The 20,661-nt window shown below is 33.8% G+C and carries 19 protein-coding genes; 16 read left to right on the top strand and 3 right to left on the bottom strand.

All coding sequences use genetic code 11. The annotated features are described in order from the left end of the window. Nucleotides 1-71: 71 nt before the first annotated feature. Nucleotides 72-2,207 (bottom strand): S9 family peptidase, encoded by a 2,136-nt coding sequence (locus Q1A60_RS17635; protein WP_299767438.1) that lies wholly within the window; start codon nucleotides 2,205-2,207, stop codon nucleotides 72-74. Nucleotides 2,208-2,275: 68 nt separating this feature from the next. On the opposite strand from Q1A60_RS17635, the gene Q1A60_RS17630 reads away from it, so the two are divergent. Beyond that, nucleotides 2,276-2,599, top strand: coding sequence for a YbaB/EbfC family nucleoid-associated protein (locus Q1A60_RS17630; RefSeq protein ID WP_299767439.1), 324 nt, complete (start codon nucleotides 2,276-2,278; stop codon nucleotides 2,597-2,599). Here Q1A60_RS17630 and Q1A60_RS17625 read toward each other — a convergent pair. Together Q1A60_RS17625 and folE are read right to left on the bottom strand one after the other, a co-directional pair. Beyond that, a complete protein-coding gene (locus Q1A60_RS17625; RefSeq protein ID WP_299767440.1) occupies nucleotides 2,592-2,900 on the bottom strand; it encodes a hypothetical protein in 309 nt (102 codons plus the stop codon). The genes Q1A60_RS17630 and Q1A60_RS17625 overlap by 8 nt on opposite strands. Nucleotides 2,901-3,006: 106 nt before the next feature. Continuing rightward, the gene (gene folE / locus Q1A60_RS17620) at nucleotides 3,007-3,603 is read right to left on the bottom strand and encodes a GTP cyclohydrolase I FolE (protein WP_299767441.1); all 597 of its coding nucleotides are present in this window, start codon (nucleotides 3,601-3,603) and stop codon (nucleotides 3,007-3,009) included. A 250-nt stretch (nucleotides 3,604-3,853) separates the two neighbouring features. On the opposite strand from folE, the gene Q1A60_RS17615 reads away from it, so the two are divergent. The 15 genes from Q1A60_RS17615 (at nucleotide 3,854) to Q1A60_RS17545 (ending at nucleotide 20,286) form a co-directional block, all read left to right on the top strand. Continuing rightward, nucleotides 3,854-6,292, top strand: a complete 2,439-nt coding sequence (locus tag Q1A60_RS17615; protein ID WP_299767442.1) for a DUF5916 domain-containing protein — start codon at nucleotides 3,854-3,856, stop codon at nucleotides 6,290-6,292. Between the two features lie 57 nt (nucleotides 6,293-6,349). Then, nucleotides 6,350-7,015 carry an ABC transporter ATP-binding protein gene (locus Q1A60_RS17610; protein WP_299767443.1) on the top strand — a complete coding sequence of 222 codons (666 nt, stop codon included), beginning with the start codon at nucleotides 6,350-6,352 and terminating at the stop codon, nucleotides 7,013-7,015. Between the two features lies 1 nt (nucleotide 7,016). Further along, entirely contained in the window at nucleotides 7,017-8,720 is a 1,704-nt protein-coding gene (locus tag Q1A60_RS17605; RefSeq protein ID WP_299767444.1) for a hypothetical protein, read from the top strand. Beyond that, complete coding sequence (locus Q1A60_RS17600) at nucleotides 8,713-9,477, top strand: TIGR02757 family protein (RefSeq protein ID WP_299767445.1); 765 nt, start codon at nucleotides 8,713-8,715, stop codon at nucleotides 9,475-9,477. Before Q1A60_RS17605 ends, Q1A60_RS17600 begins: the two co-directional genes overlap by 8 nt. A 124-nt stretch (nucleotides 9,478-9,601) precedes the next feature. Next, nucleotides 9,602-10,306: a hypothetical protein gene (locus Q1A60_RS17595; protein WP_299767446.1), complete on the top strand. Its 705-nt coding sequence runs from the start codon at nucleotides 9,602-9,604 to the stop codon at nucleotides 10,304-10,306. A gap of 110 nt (nucleotides 10,307-10,416) precedes the next feature. Further along, a complete protein-coding gene (locus tag Q1A60_RS17590) occupies nucleotides 10,417-11,529 on the top strand; it encodes a hypothetical protein (RefSeq protein ID WP_299767447.1) in 1,113 nt (370 codons plus the stop codon). Nucleotides 11,530-11,651: 122 nt separating this feature from the next. Continuing rightward, nucleotides 11,652-13,283, top strand: coding sequence for an alanine/glycine:cation symporter family protein (locus tag Q1A60_RS17585; protein ID WP_299767531.1), 1,632 nt, complete (start codon nucleotides 11,652-11,654; stop codon nucleotides 13,281-13,283). A 45-nt stretch (nucleotides 13,284-13,328) separates the two neighbouring features. After that, complete coding sequence (locus Q1A60_RS17580; RefSeq protein WP_299767448.1) at nucleotides 13,329-13,745, top strand: hypothetical protein; 417 nt, start codon at nucleotides 13,329-13,331, stop codon at nucleotides 13,743-13,745. A gap of 183 nt (nucleotides 13,746-13,928) precedes the next feature. Beyond that, entirely contained in the window at nucleotides 13,929-14,951 is a 1,023-nt protein-coding gene (locus tag Q1A60_RS17575; RefSeq protein WP_299767449.1) for a hypothetical protein, read from the top strand. A gap of 218 nt (nucleotides 14,952-15,169) precedes the next feature. Next, nucleotides 15,170-15,472, top strand: a complete 303-nt coding sequence (locus Q1A60_RS17570; protein ID WP_300008078.1) for a hypothetical protein — start codon at nucleotides 15,170-15,172, stop codon at nucleotides 15,470-15,472. A 27-nt stretch (nucleotides 15,473-15,499) separates the two neighbouring features. Continuing rightward, nucleotides 15,500-16,357, top strand: a complete 858-nt coding sequence (locus Q1A60_RS17565; RefSeq protein WP_299767450.1) for a hypothetical protein — start codon at nucleotides 15,500-15,502, stop codon at nucleotides 16,355-16,357. 70 nt (nucleotides 16,358-16,427) lie between these two features. Next, nucleotides 16,428-16,790: a glyoxalase gene (locus tag Q1A60_RS17560; RefSeq protein WP_299767451.1), complete on the top strand. Its 363-nt coding sequence runs from the start codon at nucleotides 16,428-16,430 to the stop codon at nucleotides 16,788-16,790. Nucleotides 16,791-16,939: 149 nt separating this feature from the next. Then, nucleotides 16,940-17,623, top strand: coding sequence for a TetR family transcriptional regulator C-terminal domain-containing protein (locus tag Q1A60_RS17555; protein WP_299767452.1), 684 nt, complete (start codon nucleotides 16,940-16,942; stop codon nucleotides 17,621-17,623). A 76-nt stretch (nucleotides 17,624-17,699) separates the two neighbouring features. Then, nucleotides 17,700-19,025: an AarF/UbiB family protein gene (locus Q1A60_RS17550; RefSeq protein ID WP_299767453.1), complete on the top strand. Its 1,326-nt coding sequence runs from the start codon at nucleotides 17,700-17,702 to the stop codon at nucleotides 19,023-19,025. A gap of 253 nt (nucleotides 19,026-19,278) precedes the next feature. Continuing rightward, complete coding sequence (locus Q1A60_RS17545; protein ID WP_299767454.1) at nucleotides 19,279-20,286, top strand: beta-ketoacyl-ACP synthase III; 1,008 nt, start codon at nucleotides 19,279-19,281, stop codon at nucleotides 20,284-20,286. Nucleotides 20,287-20,661: the final 375 nt, after the last annotated feature.

Raw genomic sequence — 20,661 nt, 5'->3', positions numbered from 1 at the left:
AGGTTAGATGTTGAGCTTATTTCTGGTTAAAATCTATACTCAAATCGGCACAAAAGTACTATATTTTTTTATTATTTATCGATATTTTCCAAATCTAATAAGAATGCATAATCTTTTGCGATCTCTTTTAATGCTTCAAATCTTCCTGAAGCACCTCCATGACCTGCATCCATATCGCAATAAAATAGAATTTGATTATCACTTGTGTTATGTTCTCTTAGTTTTGCCACCCACTTTGCTGGTTCCCAATATTGTACTTGGCTATCGTGATATCCTGTTGTTACAAATACATTGGGGTACGCTTTCGCGAAAGCGTTATCATACGGACTATAACTCTTCATATATTCATAATACGCTTTAGCATTAGGATTTCCCCACTCATCGTATTCTCCCGTAGTTAATGGAATAGAATCGTCTAGCATTGTCGTCACAACATCTACAAAAGGCACCGCAGCAATCACACCGTTATACAATTCTGGAGCCATATTAATAACACTCCCTATGAGTAATCCTCCTGCCGATCCTCCTGAAGCATATAAATGCTTTGCTGATGTAAAATCATTTTCGATTAAATGTTTAGAAACATCAATAAAATCTGTGAATGTATTTTTCTTTTTAAGCAATTTACCATCTTCATACCATTGTCTTCCTAGGTATTCGCCTCCTCTCACATGCGCTATTGCGTATATAAATCCTCTATCAAGCAGTGTTAAACGAATGCTTGAAAATGAGGGATCAATAGTACTACCATAACTTCCATAAGCATATTGTAAAAGGGGTGCTTTTCCGTTTTTCTTTGTGTCTTTATGGTATATAATTGATACAGGTACTTTAACACCATCTCTGGCTGTTGCCCATATACGCTCCATGACATAATTTTCCTTCTCAAACTTCCCTCCTAAAACTTCTTGCTCTTTTTTTACTTCCTTCTCTTTTGTGACCATATTAAAATCAATCACAGAACTTGGTGTATTTAACGCATTATAGCCATACCTAAGTATTTCTGTATCAAAATCTACATTGGTACCTGTATAGGCTGTATAGGTTTCGTTATCAAAAGGCAAGTAATAATCTGCGGTATCATCCCAACGTGTAATACGTATTTTATTGAGTCCGTTGGTACGTTCACTTACAACTAAGAAATCTTTAAATATGTCTATATCTTCAAGTAATACGTCATCTCTATGTGGTATTACTTCGGTCCAATTTTCTTTTTCGGTAGCTGTCTCTGGAGTTTTCATCAGCTTAAAATTGGTCGCATCATCCATATTGGTAAGAATATAGAATTCTTCGCCATAATGTGCTATACTATATTCTAAACCTCGTTCCCTCTTCTGCAACATTGTAAAGTCACTATCACCATTTTCTGCTGTAGTAAATTGGTATTCGGAGGTAAGCGTGCTACTTGACCCTATAACAATAAACTTTCTTGATTTTGTTTTGTAAACAAAGGTGTTAAAGGTCTCATCATCTTCTTGAAAAACCAGTTTATCATCTTCTGGTGATGTTCCTAAAACATGTTTAAATATTTGATTTGAGCGTAATGTTTCTTCGTCTTTTCGTGTATAATACACTGTTTTATTATCATTTGCCCAAACTGCCCTTCCCGTAGTATTTTCAATTTTTTCAGAAAGCAGCTCACCGGTTTCAAGATTTTTAAATTGAATAGTGTATTTACGTCTACTAACAAGATCTACTCCAAAAGCTGCTATGGTATTATCTTCAGAAATTGAGTAACCCGCTTGATTAAAATATGCATGCCCCTCTGCCATCTCATTATTATCAAAAAGAATAATCTCTTCTGATTCTAACGAATCTTTTTTTCTGCAATAAAGAGGATATCCTTTTCCAGTTTCATAACGTGTATAGTACCAATATCCATTTCTTTTAAAAGGAACAGAAGCATCGTCTTCTTTGATTCTTCCTTTCATTTCTTCAAACAATTCTGTTTGAAATTCTTTGGTATGCTCTGTAAGTTTATTGTAATAATCGTTTTCTCTTTCCAAATAATCTATCACTTCAGGATGATCTCTTTCATTCATCCAGAAGTAGTCATCTACTCTTATATCTCCGTGCTTTTCTAGGTTTACTGGCTTCTTCTCTGCTTTTGGGGGAGTGGTATTTTTTGTCAAATTTCTCGTGTTTTTTTTATTACAACTACTTACAAAAATAAGGGTAAGTACTAATAGGGGTACTATTTTTTTCATACTTTATTCATAGATTCAGAACCGTCAATTTAATAAATTTGTAGCAATCATTTTAAAATTAAAAAATTATGTTTGGAGATATGATGGGTCTTATGGGTAAATTACAGGAAGCAAAAGCAAAAGCTGAAGCGACTAAAGAACGTCTTAAAACGGTTCTTATAGATGAACAATCTAACGACGGCCTTCTTAAAGTTACTACCACTGCAAATGGTCGTATTAAAGAAATAGAGGTTTCTGAAAGTCTTTTGCAAGATAAAGAACAACTGGAAGATTACCTCATTTTAACGCTTAATAAAGCTTTAGAGAAAGCTCAAAACATACATGATACAGAAATGGGTGCTGTAGCAAAAGAAGGAATGCCTAATATACCTGGTATGGATTTATTTAAGTGATATCAATAATATCACTTTCTTCTTCCTTAGCCTCTACTTCTTTCTTACTAAATACATAAGTGTATAACCACATTAATGTAAAAGAAGGAATAATATCTGATACAGGCAATATCTCTTCTATAAAGGTAACTGCTCCTGCAATTTTGCCTGCATTTCCTTTATACATTTTTGTCATGATCCAAGCAGAAAGTGGTGCCCAAACAACGTCTGCAAAATCACCTATACCCAAAAAAGCGGCAGACGTTAAAATCCCTACCCCATCCATAATGAGGCCAATAATTAATAATTTGTATTTACTCATAATTGTACTAAATATAACAATTTTGTATGAGCAATTGGTATGCCAAGTATGATTACAGGTAGTTTTAGCTCACTTTACGCTTAAGAAAGCCAATTAAATAAAGTAATTATGACAAATCAGAACTTATTAATTTAAGAAATTCTGTACGCGTTTCAATCTTTTCAAATTGTCCTCTAAAACCAGATGTTGTCGTTGTTGAATTTTGTTTTTGAACACCGCGCATCATCATACACATGTGGGAGGCTTCGATAACCACTGCCACCCCTTTTGGTTTTAAAGTATCGTTAATACATTCTAAGATATCGTGTGTTAATCGTTCTTGTACTTGTAAGCGTCTTGAGAATACATCTACAATACGAGGAAGTTTACTTAATCCAACAATATGACCGTTTGGAATATAAGCGATATGCGCTTTTCCGAAGAAAGGTAACATATGATGCTCACATAAGGAATACAATTCTATATCTTTTACAATGACCATATCATCATAGTCTTCTTTAAACATGGCTCCTTTTAAAATAGCCGCAGCATCCATTTCATAACCAGAAGTAAGATATTGCATTGCTTTTGCAGCTCTTTCTGGAGTTTTAACGATCCCTTCTCTAGACGTATCTTCGCCTAAATCATCTATAATAGATTCAAAATTTTTCTTAACGTTTTCTGTAACTTCAATATTATATTCTTCAAACTTTCTATACGGCATAACTTTCTTATTCAGTAATTATTTTTCTTTGGTTTTGTTTAATCTATCTTCATACAAGCAATATATTTTAAAGAAGAAACGTAAACACAATTATTTTTTTTGTTTAACTAAATTAAATAAAAATTTCACAAAAATGGTGTTTTACAAATATACTTTTTTTGTTAACTAAGCGCTCCTTCTTTTTAACTTTTAATTAGTAGTATGAACCTGAAGACACCTTTAGATTTGCAACTTCAACAAAAGTACTTGTATGTTCAAGGGGGTATCCATTTTTTTATTTGTTTTTACAATTTTAATACAATACAATGCATTAGCTCAAAAGAAAGAGCTTACTGCTACTAGAATAAATACGCCTCCAAAAATAGATGGACTATTAGATGACGCCATATGGAGCGAACTCCCTGTTTATGGGGACTTTAACATGTTTGAACCTGGAAACGAAGGAGACATTGAAAATGATTTCCGTACTGAAGTTAAAATGGCATACGATGATAAAGCAGTGTACATTGCTGCATATATGTATGATTCGGCCCCAGATTCAATCCCTAGTCAGTTTTCTCAAAGAGATGAAGTTTTTGCACAAGCAGATAATTTTGTAGTTGCACTTAACACCTATAATGATGGTATTAATGAGACACGTTTTTACGTAACAAGCGCAGGTACAATAGGAGACCAACGTGTTACTCAAAATGATCGTGATTTTGGTTTTAATGTTGTTTTTCAATGTAGGGTTTCAAGAGATGATAAAGGTTGGTATGCAGAATATCGTATTCCATATAATGCATTACGATTTCCTGAAGTTGATGTTCAAGACTGGAGTGTAAACTTTTATCGTCGACTTTTACGTAGAAATGAAACACATACTTGGAATCGTATAGAGCGTGGTGTAGGTCGAGATACGCAATACAATGGGATTGTAAAAGGAGTAGAAAACATTGATCCCCCTGTGCGCCTTACTTTTTTCCCTTTCGCGCAAGCGCAAACCGTAACATTTGATGGTACGAATGAAACTGATTTTGCAGGTGGATTAGATATTAAATATGGCCTTAGTGATAGCTTTACATTAGATGCGCAATTAATACCTGATTTTGGACAAGTTGCCTTTGATGCTGTACGATTAAATCTAGGACCTTTTGAACAAACTTTTAGTGAAAACAGACCTTTCTTTACCGAAGGAATTGACCTTTTTCAGAAGGGACGCATTTTCTTCTCAAGACGTATAGGAGGAAGTCCCACAGGAAGCGTTGGAGATCTTGCCGAAAATGAAGAAGTTATAGATCAACCTAGTAATGTGAAACTTATTAATTCTGTAAAAATATCTGGACGCACTAGAAAAGGATTAGGTGTTGGTTTTCTAAATTCTATTGGTGAAAACACTTTTGCTACTATACGCGATACCATCACTGGAATATCAAGAGAAGAGCGTATAGAACCACTTACAAATTATAATGTATTTGTATTAGATCAGCAATTTAATCAAAACTCATCGGTATCACTTATAAACACAAGTGTCATCAGAAGTGGGAGTCGTTTTAGAGATGCAAATGTAACAGGTGCTGTATTTGATATAGCAGATAAAGGAAATAATTATAGAGTCTCTGGGCGTGGTATTTTTAGTAATGTACGCACACTTGAAGGTCTTAATAGTGGTTTTCAATCAGAATTTGATTTCAGAAAAATTAAAGGACAGTGGCGTTATCGTTTTGGTCATGACTTTGCAAATACCACACTTGACATTAACGACCTAGGTCTTAATTTCAGAAACAACTTTAATAACTTCACACTTGGTGGCTCTTATGAACTCATACAACCTAAAGGCAAATTTAATGGATATCGTATAGACTTAACAGCAAGACATAGACGCCTATATAGACCTAGTGTGCAAACCAGAAATAGTATTCGCCTAAATTCATTTTTCTTTACTCAAAAACGATTTGCTTTTGGTGCAAATACAGATTACAACTCTCGAAATAACGATTATTTTGAACCAAGAGTAGAAGGAAGGTTTGTTGTATTTGAACCCAATTGGGGAAGCGGTGGTTTTATCTCAACCGACTTCAGAAAGAAATTTGCTTTTGATTTACGCGCAAATACACGGGTATGGTTTGGCAATCAAGATCAAGTAAATTATAGCGTTAACTTTTCTCCAAGGTATCGTTTCTCAGATAAATTCCTTTTAATTCTTTCTTCAGATTATAGTACACGTAAAAAGAATTTTGGCTGGGTAGATAATACAGATACCGAAGTATTTTTAGGACTTAGAGATGTTACCTCTTTTGAAAATACCATTACGGCGAGTTATAATTTTGACCCATTCAAAGCTATTGATTTACGTTTACGTAATTTCTGGAGTGTTGCAGACCATAGTAGCAATGTATATTACATTCTTAACGAAGATGGCTCAAGAACAGAAATAGACGACTACGATACGACTGTACGAAGAGATCCAAATACCAATTTCAATATTTGGAACATGGATTTAAGTTTCAGATGGCGATTTGCTCCAGGAAGTGAAGCCACCTTGCTTTACAGAAACCAAATCTTTAATAGCGATGACCAATCGCAATTAAGCTATACAGAAAGTCTTGGCAATCTTTTTGACCAACCCGTACAACATACCGTTTCTTTACGAGTAACCTATTTTATAGACTACAACAATATCAAAACGATCTTTAAGAAGACTTCATAACCTTTAGCGTTGCTTACTGAGATATATTGTAGTATTTTCACTTCGTAAATAGATGGAATGGTAACAGCAAAACATATTTCAAAATCATACGGTGATCTTCAAGTACTTAAAGATGTATCATTAGATATAAAAAAAGGAGAAGTCGTTTCTATTGTAGGACCCAGTGGTGCTGGTAAAACCACTTTACTTCAAATCTTAGGAACGTTAGATACGCCAGATACTTCTGAAGGCGCTTTTTTAGGAATTAATAATCAATCATTATATAGGCTTTCGCCAAAAGAACTCAGTCAGTTTAGAAATAAGCATATTGGCTTTATCTTTCAATTTCATCAATTATTACCTGAGTTTACAGCCTTAGAAAATGTATGTATTCCTGCTTATATCGCAAAAACGTCTAAAGTCGAAGCAGAAAAAAGAGCCAAAGAACTTTTAGATTTCCTAGGATTATCCCATCGATACAATCATAAACCTAACGAACTATCAGGAGGTGAGCAACAACGTGTTGCCGTTGCAAGAGCATTGATGAATAAACCATCCCTTATTCTTGCCGATGAGCCTTCTGGAAATCTTGATACTGAAAGCGCAGAAAATCTCCATAAATTATTTTTCAGATTACGAGATGAATTTGGGCAAACCCTAGTCATTGTGACTCATAATGAAGAACTCGCTAATATGGCAGATCGTAAACTAACCATGGTAGACGGTTCTTTTGTAACCGAATAATATGATTGCTGTACTTACATACTGGTGCTATCTATTTCTGATCACAAGTGTTGTAGGCGTATCCTTCCAAGATATTTTTAAGTTTGGAAAATCACACCCTGTACTTCCATTTTTCTTAGGCGGATTTGCTATTTCACTTATCGCCAGTAGTTGGGCTATCTTTAATAATTTAAGCATGTATTTTGAAGGGTTCCTTATCCTTCTCACCATAGGATTAGGTATCTGGAAACAAAAAGTATATATCATTTTTTTGGGTTCGCTTAAAGCGAAAATAAAAGCACTCTCCTCCTATCTTAAAATACTCTTAGGAGTCATTACTATTTTTGCAGCAGCTCAATGCGCAAGTGCTCCATACATTATAGATAACGAATCGTATTATATTCAAACCATTAAATGGCTTGATAGCTATGGCTTTGTAAAAGGTCTAGCTAATTTTCATTTCTTCTTAGCCCAAAACTCTGGATGGCATGTTCTACAAAGCGCATTGAATATAGATATCATAACTTCGTATTTTAATGATATTAATGGATTCTACCTTGTCTTAGGAAATTTATATGCATTAGATAAACTCAGTCAGTATTTTAAACAAAAAGAAAAATATTTCTTACTCATAGGACTGTTTCCTATTTTTAATGTATTCCTATTTCAGTTTATAAGCTCACCATCGCCAGATTTACCTATATACTTGCTTTCGTTGATTATTTTTGGGGAGTTTTTATCTCAATATACATTTCATAAAGGAGCGAGCTATAGTAGCTTATTTACTTTGGGAGTCTTTGCCATATTTATAAAAGTGACCGCTGTATTTTTACTCATATTTCCTGTTATTTTATATGTGAAAAATAAAACCTCGCTAAAACAAGATATCTCAAAACTAACCTTATTATCAGGAATTGCTTTTATACTTTTTGTTGTGAAAAATAGTATTATTTCTGGCTATCCCTTATACCCTATTGCCAGTTTTAGACTTACAGATGCAGATTGGAGGTTACCCATAGCCCTTCAAGAATACCTTGTTGAAACTACCAAGCAATACGCATTCTTTTTAACACCTGAAGAGTATGAAGGTACGACACTTATACAACGTATTATTCATTGGCTCAAACTCCCAAAACTTCATGGATTATTTAATATGGCTATGTGTGGTGTTTTATTGATTTTTCCATTTTTTATAAGAAAAATTAATTTTAAAAAACCGCTTTATATACTATATACCGTTAGTGTTCTTCAGCTTTTATTTTTATGGCTTACATCGCCTCAATACCGTTTCTTTTTAGGATTCTTTATGCTTTTATCACTTACTGTCATAGCCATTTGTATAAAAAAAGAACGTATCATTAAAATAGGTTTAACACTAACTACAATACTCATTGCTATCCCACTATTTATTCCTATAAACCTTACAAATCTTACTGAACGTGAATTTCAATTAAGCCTAAGTGTATTTTCTCCTGAATACTTTATACAACCTCATCCCCAAACGAAATACCCAAAGGCTATTTATACAACACATCAAGAAGGAAATATGCGTATACATACCCCAACCAATATTGATTTCTTTTGGGCAACAGGCGATTGTGAACTTCCCTGTATTCAGTTACAACAACTCAACGATTTTAAGGCTTATTTTAGATCGGTGCCGCAAATGCGTACAGATGATCTAAAAGATGGTTTCTATTCATATACTTTTGACAAAAATGAATAAAAAAGAACTGAAGATTTTTCTAGACGAAAAAGCGATACAATATGAACGTCCAGATTTCATACCGCATGATCCGATTCAGATTCCGCATCGATTTGAAAAAAAAGAGGATATAGAAATTACCGCTTTTTTAACAGCGACCATCGCGTGGGGAAATCGTAAAAGTATTATCACCAATGCCACAAAACTGATGGAGATCATGGGCAACGAACCTCATGAGTTTATTCTTAACTATCATCCTGACCAAGCAGACCGTTTTGAAGGTTTTGTCCATCGCACCTTTAATGCTACTGATCTAGAAACCTTTATCAGAGCACTTCAAAATATCTATCATCATCACAACGGACTCGAAGCCCTTTTTGCTTCAGGAATTTCAAAGGAAGGACTGCAACCTGCCATTTCACATTTTAAGCAAGTGTTTTTTGAAGTATCGCATCAACAACGTACACAAAAACATGTAAGTGATCCACTACGGAATTCGGCGGCAAAACGTATTAATATGTTTTTACGATGGATGGTTCGTGATGCTAAGGCAGGTGTCGATTTTGGGATTTGGAAAAACATTTCTCCTTCATTACTGTCTTGTCCATTAGACGTACATACTGGGAATGTGGGACGGAAGTTAAAATTGCTTTCGCGAAAGCAAAACGATGCAAAATCCCTTGCTGAACTTGATGCCTCTCTACGAAAATTAGATCCAAATGATCCTGTAAAATATGACTTTGCTCTGTTTGGATTAGGTGCTTTTGAGGGATTTTAAATAGCTGTTAGTCGTTAGCTGTTAGTCGGCTAGTTATTAGATCATTTTTCATTCTGATTACACAAAATAAATTCTTTAGGTACGATTATTGGTTAAGAAGATTGGAATTAACTTTAATAATTAAATGAAAAAGCAACTACATTTTTTTTCTATACTATTCTTTGTAATCCAATATGGTTTTTCTCAATCCATTGATAGTTTTATAGATACTTCTATTGAAGTAGATAGTTTAAATGTGCCTGTAAACACAAAACAACACTACTTTCCTAAAGAAATGTTTCCTGAAGTTATAGTAGACTGGATTGAAACAGAAGATGGAATTAAAACTAAGTTTAAAATTAAAGAGGGTAGTTATGACGACTTTGTTATGAGTTGGTATTCTAAACACCTTCATACAATGAAAGAGCCTCTCCTTTTTAACAAAAAAATCAATAAAGAGGTTTATCGTTTTACTTGGTTAAGAACTTTTCACAAGCCTATGACTTTTAGGTTTGAAAAAAGAGATGATATTTATATACTATACTGGAAAGTATTAAGTGGTGCTGGCGGTTATGATCCTGGAAAATTAGAAACTCAAAGAATAAAAGTATTGACGAAAAAAGAATGGGATACATTTATCACACTTATCAAAAAAGCCAATTTTTGGGAAATGAGCTTAAGTCGAAAATCAATTGGTTACGACGGGTCTGAATGGATTATGGAAGGGGCTAATACTAAAAATTATAGAGTGGTAAGTGTTTGGTCTCCTAATAAAGGTGATTTTTATAATGCTTGTAATTATTTAATTACTATCTCTGGAGTTCAAATAGCAGATAAAAACAAGTATTAAAAACACGTATTAATTCGGAATAAAATCAATAAAAGATATTTAAAAATTTCTTCTCTAAAATTTAATTAAAAATCTAAGTCATTATCTTAGACATCTAAAGTCTCATGGTAATGATCTTACAATACATACATCTACAACAGCTCAATGATCCTGTATTATTCTTTTATGGGTGGTGGCAGTTTTCTGTATGTTTATTTGCATGTATCGAATTAATTGCGATCTGGTGGCATATAGGTAAAATGCAAAATGACTTTGGGCAAGTATGGTTGGCGCTTTCTGTATTGTGTTGGAGTATTTCAGGTGCTTTTGAAATTTATTTTATCAAAACAAATACCACCTCTGAAGTCATTATTGAGGGTTGGCGTAGTATTTGGTCATTATTGAATAGTCTCTTTATTTTATTGGCATTACCATGGTTTCGATATTTACCTGAGGCTATTGGGCATATCATAAAATCAAAGTATTGGATCTATATTGTGGGAATTCCCTTTTTGTTTTCAATACTCCCTACGTTAAGTCGTATGATATCGGGTACCGTGATTGCGATGATCAATGAACTGGATGTATACTATGCATTGTTTACCTTACTTTTTTTAGGATATGTTTTGTGGGAGTCCTTTTTAAAACGACGCCTCAAAGCATTGGCTTTTTTAGCCTTGTTTTGTATTCTTATTGCTTTAGTCGCCCAAATCTATAAGATATATGGCACCGAAATTAATCTCACCTTATTGTCTGCGATTTTTAAAACTTCACTGATCATGATTTTCTTTGCACTTGCCTTAAGCTGGGTCAAAGAACTAGCAGAGAATATTATTCCAAGTTCGGATGAGTTATATATCATATTTTCAAAAAATAAATTGCCTTCTGGAAAGATAGAACACCTCATCTTTTTAAAAGGATTTCCAGGCACTGAAAAGCGAAAAGTAAAATTGACTCCTGCCCTATTTGAATTATTTTTAAAATTTGCGCAACGTAAACACTCCGAAAATGACTGGTTGGAAATTAAACCCAAGAACTTCTCTATGTCAAATAAGACATTTGATATTAATGACTATAACCAAGTAAAAAGATTGCTTGTTGCTATCCTAGATGGTGTCTTTGGAAAAGACTCTTGGACCGTTGATCATCACTTAAATCCACTCAAAACAACTCTTTTTGAAATGTCAGAAAAACGAGATCGAAAAGTTCGTTTAAAAATACATTCAAAAAACATATCCTTATAAATCAATTATTTACATCTTTTTGTCAGTAGTTTTTTTACTGACATTTTTAGATTCTTTCTGATAAAGTCTCCATTAAAAAATTCAATTTTAAAGATTGCAGTCAAAATCATAAAATTAGAATGATGACTTCAAAACAACGCATACTATTTAGTGTCTTTATCAGCATCCCTTTTATCAATCATGCACAACAATCCAGAGGATTAGACGAACAGATTAATGACGCTTTTATGCCTTTTGCAACATGGTGGGAAGATTTTATACTTTCTACTGTCACCATCTTTGGATATGGAATTCCAATCGTTTTGATTTTATTACTTCTTGGAGCTTTATTCTTCACGATTTATTTTGGTTTTGTAAACATCAAACATTTTCCAACCGCTATTCAAGTGGTGAGAGGAAAGTATGATGATTTAGAGTCATTAACTATTGAAACTACAGCTCAGGTGTATGAAGTAGAAGGAGATCTTGTAGATACCATAAAAGATGAAAGTCATCATGGAGAGGTGAATCATTTTCAAGCGTTAGCAACTGCTGTTTCTGGAACTGTTGGATTGGGAAATATTGCGATGGTTGCGGTTGCTATTTCTATAGGAGGTCCAGGCGCTACCTTCTGGATGATTATTGCGGGATTGCTCGGTATGTCATCAAAATTTGTAGAATGCACCTTAGGTGTAAAGTACAGAGATATTGATAGTGACGGTAATGTGTATGGGGGTCCTATGTATTATTTATCCAGAGGACTTAAAGAAAGAGGTCTGGTTAAGCTTGGTAAATTTCTAGCTATTGTATTTGCTATATTGTGCGTTGGTGCATCCTTTGGAGGCGGAAACGCCTTTCAAACCAATCAAGCGGCAGCTCAGATTATTTCACGATTTGGAATTGAAGGAGCAGCCTCTGGAAGTATTATAGGATTCATTTTTGCTGTAGTTGTTGGTATTGTCATTATTGGAGGGATTAAACGAATTGCAAAAATCACTGAAAAAGTAGTCCCCGTAATGGCTGTACTATATGTAGCTTCGGCTTTATTCATTATTTTTTCAAACTTTAGTTTTATTGATGATGCTATTGGTTTAATCATCACGGAAGCATTTACACCCAAAGCAACGATTACTGGCGGATTTATTGGTGTGATGATTCAAGGTTTTCGTCGTGCAGCATTTTCAAATGAAGCGGGAGCTGGTTCAGCGGCTATTGCACATGCTGCTGTAAATACAAAATATGCAGCTTCAGAAGGTCTCGTAGGATTATTAGAACCTTTTATAGATACCGTAGTAGTTTGTAGCATGACTGCTATTATTATCGTCATGTTTAATATGGATGGTGCTTTTGTGTATGGAGATGTCATTAATGGACAAGCGTTATTGGCAGACGGATCAAGATTAGGTGGTGTTAATTTAACTTCCATGGCGTTTGATAATGCGATTCCAGGATCATCGTATGTACTTGTGATTGCCGTCACCTTATTTGCGTTTTCTACAATTTTATCATGGTCTTACTATGGATTACAATCCTGGAAATATTTATTTGGAAGAAGTAAATGGATGGATCTCACTTATAAAATTATCTTTTTACTATTTACCGTTTTAGGAGCTGCTATCACGCTAGATGCTGTGATAAAATTTTCAGACGCTATGATTCTTGCACTCGTATTTCCTAATATGATAGGCTTATTACTCCTGTTCCCAAAAGTAAGAAGTGAAATGAAACGGTACTTAGATGCCATTAAAGTGCTGAAATTGAAAAATGCCAACTAATTAAATCTTTTCTTATCTTTAAAACACTAACCAAAAGTACATATCATGAATTCAGTGCTTAGAAATATCCTAGCAGTTATTGTAGGATGGATACTAGGAAGTATTGTCAATATGGGATTGATTACCCTAGGGCATTCGGTAATACCTATACCCAATGTAGATCCTGATGATATGGCTGCTATGGCAGAAGTAATGCCTACCCTAGCGCCTAAATATTTTTTATTCCCTTTTTTAGGGCATGCACTAGGAACCCTTATCGGAGCCTTTATTGCTGGAATGATTAGTAAAACAGCTAAAATGAGAAGTGCGCTTATTGTAGGAGTGCTCTTTTTATTAGGAGGTATCGCCATCAATATAATGTTAACAGGTCCTACTTGGTTTACGGTAACCGATATTGCACTTGCGTATATTCCCATGGCATGGATAGGTGGGAAAATAGCACAGCAAATGTTGCGGAACTAATCTATTCAGACGTATTATGTTAACTTTTAAGTAGTATTTAATAATACAAAAGGTTCCTTGAATTTCATTCGATAGTCTCTATACACTTTTTATAGGATACCCACTATCAGGTATTTCAAAAAACACATATTATTGTATATTGGATGCTACTTGAAACAAGAACTCATATTACAATCATCATCTATGAAATCCCTATTTCTTTCAACAACCATTTGTTTATTTTTTATTCCACTAACTCAAGCGCAAGAAATTGAAGAAGCTGGATATATTGAAATAAGTACAGACCGTATTAAAAATACAAATATCAAGAGTATAAAAGAGGAGTCTGACTGTTATGTAGAACAAGAAAAACCACCCTACAAATTTGAAGATTGTGGAGAAAAAACAAAAGAAGAATACGATAAAAATGGTCATCTCACTTCTTTAAAGTTATATGAAGATGGTGATTTAACTGACACCTATACATATCTATATGAAGAAAATAAACTTGTAAGTGAAAAAGAAGATGATGGAGAAGATACTACCAAAAAAACATATCGTTATAACACATCAGGATTACTTATTGAAAAAAAGGAATATGATAACAACACTCTAGAGTATCTTTATACATATGCGTATAATAAAAAAGGATTTATGATAGAAAAGGAATATACTTCCTTAAGGGAAGATAGTGGCGCATTTGGCGGTACCACCTATTCTAAAACAATCTACACCTATAATAATAACGGGAAATGTACGTCAGAAACCGAGTACCACAAAGATGGACGTGAAAAAAATAAAATCATATATGAACATAGTAATACTAATGGACATACTATTCTAGAAAAAGAGAAACATGACGAAGATAAATATGTGCCTCAATATTCTATCACCTATGACACTAGAGGAAATATTACGGAAAAAATCTTATATAGTTATTATGGAAAACAAGAAGAAAGAAGAGTAAGAACTTTTGACGCAAACAATAATGTACTTACTTACGAATCTTATAATGAAGATAATGTTCTTGTAAATCATATTGTTTATAATTATAACGCCCAAAAAGATCCAATTCAAGAGGTTAGCACTAGAAATAAAGACGATCAATATATTAGAAAATATATGTACGAATATGATGAGCGAGGAAATTGGATCACTAGAGTCACATTAAAAGATGGTGATGAATATATATCTAATGAAGTAAAACGGACCATAAAATATTATTAATATATAAATGTCATACTATATACGCTTTCGCGAAATCGAGCTTGCGAGATTCACGACCGCAGGGAGAATGAAATGATAAATTGAGCTTGCGAAATTCACGACCCAAAGGGAGAGCGAAGCGTTAAAGCGTATACAACAAAACAAATAACTTGTAACAAATACCCATATATAAAGACTATTTAAGACGTAGCATTTTAATTAATGATAGCTACATTTCTATGAACAAAAGTATAAAAGAGCAGAAAAAAGAGATTATCGCTAGAGATATCGAAAGATTAAAAAATAACAATCGTTCATTAAAAAAATTAGTGCCATACGGTATAACATTTTTTATTATTATCTCTTTTGTTCTTCCCTTTTTTCCCAATAAGAAAGGAAATATCACGTTTGAAAACCTAGGATATATAGAATCCTCTCTAGTTAATTGTGTCATATTAATTGCTTTCTATATTGTTTTCTTCTTGTTAACCTTACGGATAAACAATAAAAAAATAGATCGTCTTAAAAAAACAGTTTTATAGATATTTGCACTAAAATGTAGAAAACAAATGCCTTCTATAGAAAAATCTAAAAAGTTATTTCCTAGACATACTACTGTTGAAGAACATCCTACCACTATTTGTTATAGATTACCTGCTGTTGTTTTTAAATATCCTTTTTTTAATGAAGGTATTAAGGCATATAGAATGAAAGGACATGCCATCACCAATGAAACATTAGATGCTATAGACATCATTCCAAATAGGCAACTGGATGTAAAGGGTTTTATTTTTCATACGTCACATTGTGGTTCTACTTTACTCGTGAGAATGTTACAAACAACTTCAAGCATCAGAGTTATATCTGAAACAGAAGCCATAAATGGTTTATTACTTTCTTACGTATTACACAATCTTCCAAAAGAAACTGTTCAAAAGCAATTAAAAGAAATTATTGAAAGTTATTGTCAACCTTTAGGAAACGAGAAACATGTGATTTTTAAACTAACTTCCTGGAATGTTTTTATGATAAACCTATTTCTAGAACTTTATCCTACTACAAAATGGATATATCTAGATAGAAAAACAGACGAAGTTGTCGCGTCTCTTAAAAAATCTAATGGTGGCTTTGCACAATGGTGGCAATACCCATCAGACTTTCTTAAAAGGCATTTTACAGCAAAAGGATATTCATACACTACAAAAGAAGATTATCTTATTCATATGGTAGAACAACATCGTAAACAAGCACAGCTACATACGAATAGTCAGGCACTTCATACAAACTATACTACATTACTAGATGATTTTGAAAAAATCATGACACATTTTGACCTGAATCTTACATCTCAAGAAATTGAAAATGCAAAAAAAGCAACAGCATATTATTCAAAATCAGTACGTAAAATACCATTTCCTATACATTAGTATACTACGTTCATAAAATCTTATAAAATTAAGCTATCTTTAAGTCAATATATTTAAATATTGCATCCCTATGGAATACAACGTTACATCAATCAGAGCTTTTATTGGCGCTAAAGATTACGAACTTTCAAGAAACTTTTACCTTGATTTAGGTTTTGAAGAGCGAATAACAGGGCCAAAAATGTCCTATTTTAGACTAGGTAATTTTGGTTTTTATTTACAAGATGCATACGTTAAAGATTGGGTAAACAACTCTATGTTATTTCTAGAAGTAAAAGATCTAGAATCTCACTTACTTCGCATTAAATCCCTAGAACTAGAAAATACCTATAAAAGAGTTAGAATATCACATATCCATTATAATGACTGGGGAAAAGAATTCTTTCTATATGACCCTTCAGGTATTTTGTGGCATATCGGGGAGTTTAAATAATACCGTTTCAGTGACATCTAAATCATATAAGAACGTAATATTCACCACGTTTCTTTCATATATTTTGAAACAACTTTAACATTATATTTTGTTTAACGATATATAAAATTAAGTAAACATTAATTATCTTTACTGTAGAATTTTTCCCTATGGCTACAGCAAAGAAAACTACCAAGAAAAAAATCACTGCAATAGATATCATTTCTAAATACATGGATCATGTATTAGAACATGGTAAAACGCCACCGACTATTTATAAATTCTGTAAAGACATCAAATGTACAGAAGCAGATTTTTATGAATACTTTGGTTCCTTTGAAGGATTAAAGCAACATATTTGGATCGCTCTTTACGATAGTACTGTTGCAACGTTACATAAAGACAAAGATTTTGAAAATTATCCTAATAAAGATAAGATGCTTTCATTCTTCTACACGATGTTTGGAAACCTTACAGCCAATAGAAGTTATGTACTTTTTGTATTAAAAGAGCATGAAATGCCACTTAAAAATTTAGCACAGCTCAAGGAATTACGTGGTAAGATTCGTCACTTTGCAACAACACTTATAGAAGAAGGAAACGAAGGTAAAGCCTACAAGATTACTAAAAACCCAGTACAACTATTCAGTGAAGGCGCTTGGGTTCAGTTTTTATTCTTATTAAAATATTGGATGGATGATAATTCGGCTGGATTTGAAAAAACAGATGTTGCCATTGAAAAGTCTGTCAAAGCTATTTTTGACGTATTTGAAACAACACCTCTAGAAAGTATCATCGATTTTGGAAAATTTATAGTGAAGGAAAATTTCGCTTTCGCGAAATCAAACTCCTAAGATTAAGACTTAAAGTAGAGAGCTAATCGTTAAAGTAACATAAAAAGGATTTCCTTTCTTCGAGGGAATAAAACATATGAAAACAATAGATCACATACCAACTAACAAATTACAACGTGCATCCAAACTCGTAAAAACAGGTGCCAAAGTTGGCGTGAATTATGTAAAATACTATGGAGAGAAAGTGGTCAACCCGTCTCTTTCCAAGGAAAAATTAAATGAAAGTAACGCGGAAGATATATACGACGGCTTAAAAAGTTTAAAAGGAAGTGCACTTAAAGTGGCACAAATGTTAAGTATGGAAAAAAATATTATGCCTAAAGCATATGTAGAGAAGTTTTCGCTTTCTCAATTTTCTGTACCACCTCTTTCGGCGCCTTTAGTTCGTAAAACTTTTAAAAAATATTTAGGAAAATACCCAGAAGATTTATTTGATACATTTGAAGCTCAAAGCGTTAACGCTGCTAGTATAGGACAAGTTCACAAGGCTATACTCGATGGGAAAAAACTTGCTGTGAAAATCCAATATCCTGGAGTTGCAGATAGTATCAGTAGTGATTTGGCTCTAGTGAAACCGATTGCTTCCAGAATGTTTAATCTACAAGGTAAAGGAAAAGAAAAGTACTTTAAAGAAGTAGAAGACAAACTTCTGGAAGAAACCGATTATACACTAGAGCTAGCTCAAAGTATGGAAATGGTTGCTGATTGTGCTGCAATACCCAACCTACAATTTCCAAGATATTATGAAGAACTATCCAGTGAGCGCATTCTTACTATGGATTGGATGGACGGAATACATTTAAGTGAATTTGTAACCCAGAACACAAGCCAAGAAGCTTCAGATCAATTAAGCCAAGCATTATGGGATTTTTATATGTTCCAGATGCATCGCCTTAGAAGAGTACATGCAGATCCGCATCCTGGTAATTTCTTAGTGAATGATAAAAATCAACTCATTGCTATCGATTTTGGGTGTATCAAACATGTTCCTGAAGATTTTTATATCCCGTATTTCGAATTGGCTGAAAAAGAAAACATCAATAACCCTGAGATTTTCAAACAAAAACTATTTGAATTAGAAATTCTTAGAGAAGATGATACACCAGATCAAATCAAATTCTTTTCAGAATTGTTTCACGAGATGTTAAGCCTCTTTACAGAGCCATTCCATCAAGAAACATTTGATTTTAAAGACACTACGTTCTTTGATAAGATTGCATCATTGAGCGAAAAATACAGTAAAGACACTGAAATCCGAAAAATGAATGGAAACCGTGGTAGTAAGCATTTCCTGTATATCAATAGAACATTTTTTGGACTCTATAATCTAATGCACGATTTAGGGGGACGTATTAAAGTGAATAACTTTGAGCAATATGCCCATAAAAATCGCGTCGCATAAAGTATAATAATTGATTAGCTAGACTTTTCACTTATTTGGTTAGGTTGTTTTTAAAGGAGCGCTTTCAGTCAAGCGCTCTTTTTTGTACCCAACATTATTATTATGCACGCATACTAAACGATGTATGCTTTCTTCTTAAAAGGCTACCAAAAACATATATTTGCGTTACGTTTTTTTTCACTTTCGTGAAAACGTATAAAGCAATTACTTGTATATCACCATCTGACTGTGTGACTTTTTAAATAAAATCTATATGTATAATTCTAGAATCGCCGGATTAGGCGCATATGTTCCTGAAAATGTTGTTACTAATGATGATCTATCGAAACTGATGGATACCAATGATGCTTGGATACAGGAACGAACTGGAATTAAAGAACGCCGTCACATCAAAAAAGGAGATGGGAATTCTACTGCAAAAATGGGCGTGAAAGCAGCCACTATTGCCATAGAACGTGCGGGTTTAACAAATAAAGATATCGATATGATTGTCTTTGCTACACTAAGCCCTGATTATTATTTCCCTGGCTGTGGTGTTCAAGTGCAACACCTTATGGGTATGGAAACCATTCCTGCACTAGATGTACGTAACCAATGTAGTGGTTTTGTATATGCGCTTGCTACCGCAGATCAGTTTATAAAAACGGGAATGTATAAAAATGTACTCGTAATCGGATCTGAAAATCATAGTGGTGGTCTGGATTTTACAACACGTGGCAGATCGGTTTCTGTTATTTTTGGAGATGGTGCTGGTGCAGCCGTATTAACACGCGAAGAAGATATGTCTAAAGGAATTCTTTCTTCTCACTTACACAGTCAAGGAGAACATGCCTTAGAACTTTCGCTTAAAGGTCCAAGTACAGAACAATGGGTTCCTGAAATTATAGCAACTAACCCTACAGAAGATATTCCGTACTACCCATATATGAACGGACAGTTTGTTTTTAAAAATGCAGTCGTTCGTTTTTCGGAAGTGATCAAAGAAGGACTTGCTAAAAACAACTTAACGCCAGAAAATATCGATATGTTGATTCCGCATCAAGCCAATCTTCGTATTGCACAATTTGTACAGAAGAAATTTGGTCTTACGGATGATCAAGTATTTAATAATATTCAAAAATATGGAAACACAACAGCAGCTTCCATTCCTATTGCCTTAACAGAAGCATGGGAAAATGGGAAAGTAAAAGAAGGAGATACGGTTGTACTCGCAGCCTTCGGTAGTGGCTTCACATGGGCGAGTTCTATTATTAAGTGGTAGCTTCGATACGATTCCCTTTCAGGAAATCACTCAGCCACCTTACCAACTATATAGTTTATAATGTTAATCTGAGTGGGTGGTTGTTTTCTATTTTTTTGTAATCTGCGTAGCTCAAAAAATAGAAAACTTTCCGTTTCCGAATGAATGTATTAAGTGGTAAGCCCCCTAACCCCCGAAGAGGGAACTAAAAAATAATTCCTTCTCTATCAGGTAGAAGGCTAGAATGAGGGAACAAAAAAGCTCCTTCCCTCAGCGAGGGAAGGTGGATGTATCGAAGAATGAGACACAGACGGAAGGGAGGGAATGTCTCTAATTAATCTATAAGTATGGCCTTAAAAATTAGAGTATTCCTCTATTAATGTTTAGCCATTTTCT

This window comes from uncultured Dokdonia sp., from assembly GCF_947492535.1.
Taxonomy (GTDB): Bacteria; Bacteroidota; Bacteroidia; order Flavobacteriales; family Flavobacteriaceae; genus Dokdonia.
This window is presented reverse-complemented; position numbering and strand designations above follow the sequence as displayed.

What these genes read in the sequence shown, in the direction of transcription:
- Q1A60_RS17635 (WP_299767438.1), bottom strand. Translation starts at nt 2,207, where the DNA reads ATGAAAAAAATAGTACCCCTATTAGTACTTACCCTTATTTTTGTAAGT.
- Q1A60_RS17630 (WP_299767439.1), top strand. Translation starts at nt 2,276, where the DNA reads ATGTTTGGAGATATGATGGGTCTTATGGGTAAATTACAGGAAGCAAAA.
- Q1A60_RS17625 (WP_299767440.1), bottom strand. Translation starts at nt 2,900, where the DNA reads ATGAGTAAATACAAATTATTAATTATTGGCCTCATTATGGATGGGGTA.
- folE (WP_299767441.1), bottom strand. Translation starts at nt 3,603, where the DNA reads ATGCCGTATAGAAAGTTTGAAGAATATAATATTGAAGTTACAGAAAAC.
- Q1A60_RS17615 (WP_299767442.1), top strand. Translation starts at nt 3,854, where the DNA reads ATGTTCAAGGGGGTATCCATTTTTTTATTTGTTTTTACAATTTTAATA.
- Q1A60_RS17610 (WP_299767443.1), top strand. Translation starts at nt 6,350, where the DNA reads ATGGTAACAGCAAAACATATTTCAAAATCATACGGTGATCTTCAAGTA.
- Q1A60_RS17605 (WP_299767444.1), top strand. Translation starts at nt 7,017, where the DNA reads ATGATTGCTGTACTTACATACTGGTGCTATCTATTTCTGATCACAAGT.
- Q1A60_RS17600 (WP_299767445.1), top strand. Translation starts at nt 8,713, where the DNA reads ATGAATAAAAAAGAACTGAAGATTTTTCTAGACGAAAAAGCGATACAA.
- Q1A60_RS17595 (WP_299767446.1), top strand. Translation starts at nt 9,602, where the DNA reads ATGAAAAAGCAACTACATTTTTTTTCTATACTATTCTTTGTAATCCAA.
- Q1A60_RS17590 (WP_299767447.1), top strand. Translation starts at nt 10,417, where the DNA reads ATGATCTTACAATACATACATCTACAACAGCTCAATGATCCTGTATTA.
- Q1A60_RS17585 (WP_299767531.1), top strand. Translation starts at nt 11,652, where the DNA reads ATGACTTCAAAACAACGCATACTATTTAGTGTCTTTATCAGCATCCCT.
- Q1A60_RS17580 (WP_299767448.1), top strand. Translation starts at nt 13,329, where the DNA reads ATGAATTCAGTGCTTAGAAATATCCTAGCAGTTATTGTAGGATGGATA.
- Q1A60_RS17575 (WP_299767449.1), top strand. Translation starts at nt 13,929, where the DNA reads ATGAAATCCCTATTTCTTTCAACAACCATTTGTTTATTTTTTATTCCA.
- Q1A60_RS17570 (WP_300008078.1), top strand. Translation starts at nt 15,170, where the DNA reads ATGAACAAAAGTATAAAAGAGCAGAAAAAAGAGATTATCGCTAGAGAT.
- Q1A60_RS17565 (WP_299767450.1), top strand. Translation starts at nt 15,500, where the DNA reads ATGCCTTCTATAGAAAAATCTAAAAAGTTATTTCCTAGACATACTACT.
- Q1A60_RS17560 (WP_299767451.1), top strand. Translation starts at nt 16,428, where the DNA reads ATGGAATACAACGTTACATCAATCAGAGCTTTTATTGGCGCTAAAGAT.
- Q1A60_RS17555 (WP_299767452.1), top strand. Translation starts at nt 16,940, where the DNA reads ATGGCTACAGCAAAGAAAACTACCAAGAAAAAAATCACTGCAATAGAT.
- Q1A60_RS17550 (WP_299767453.1), top strand. Translation starts at nt 17,700, where the DNA reads ATGAAAACAATAGATCACATACCAACTAACAAATTACAACGTGCATCC.
- Q1A60_RS17545 (WP_299767454.1), top strand. Translation starts at nt 19,279, where the DNA reads ATGTATAATTCTAGAATCGCCGGATTAGGCGCATATGTTCCTGAAAAT.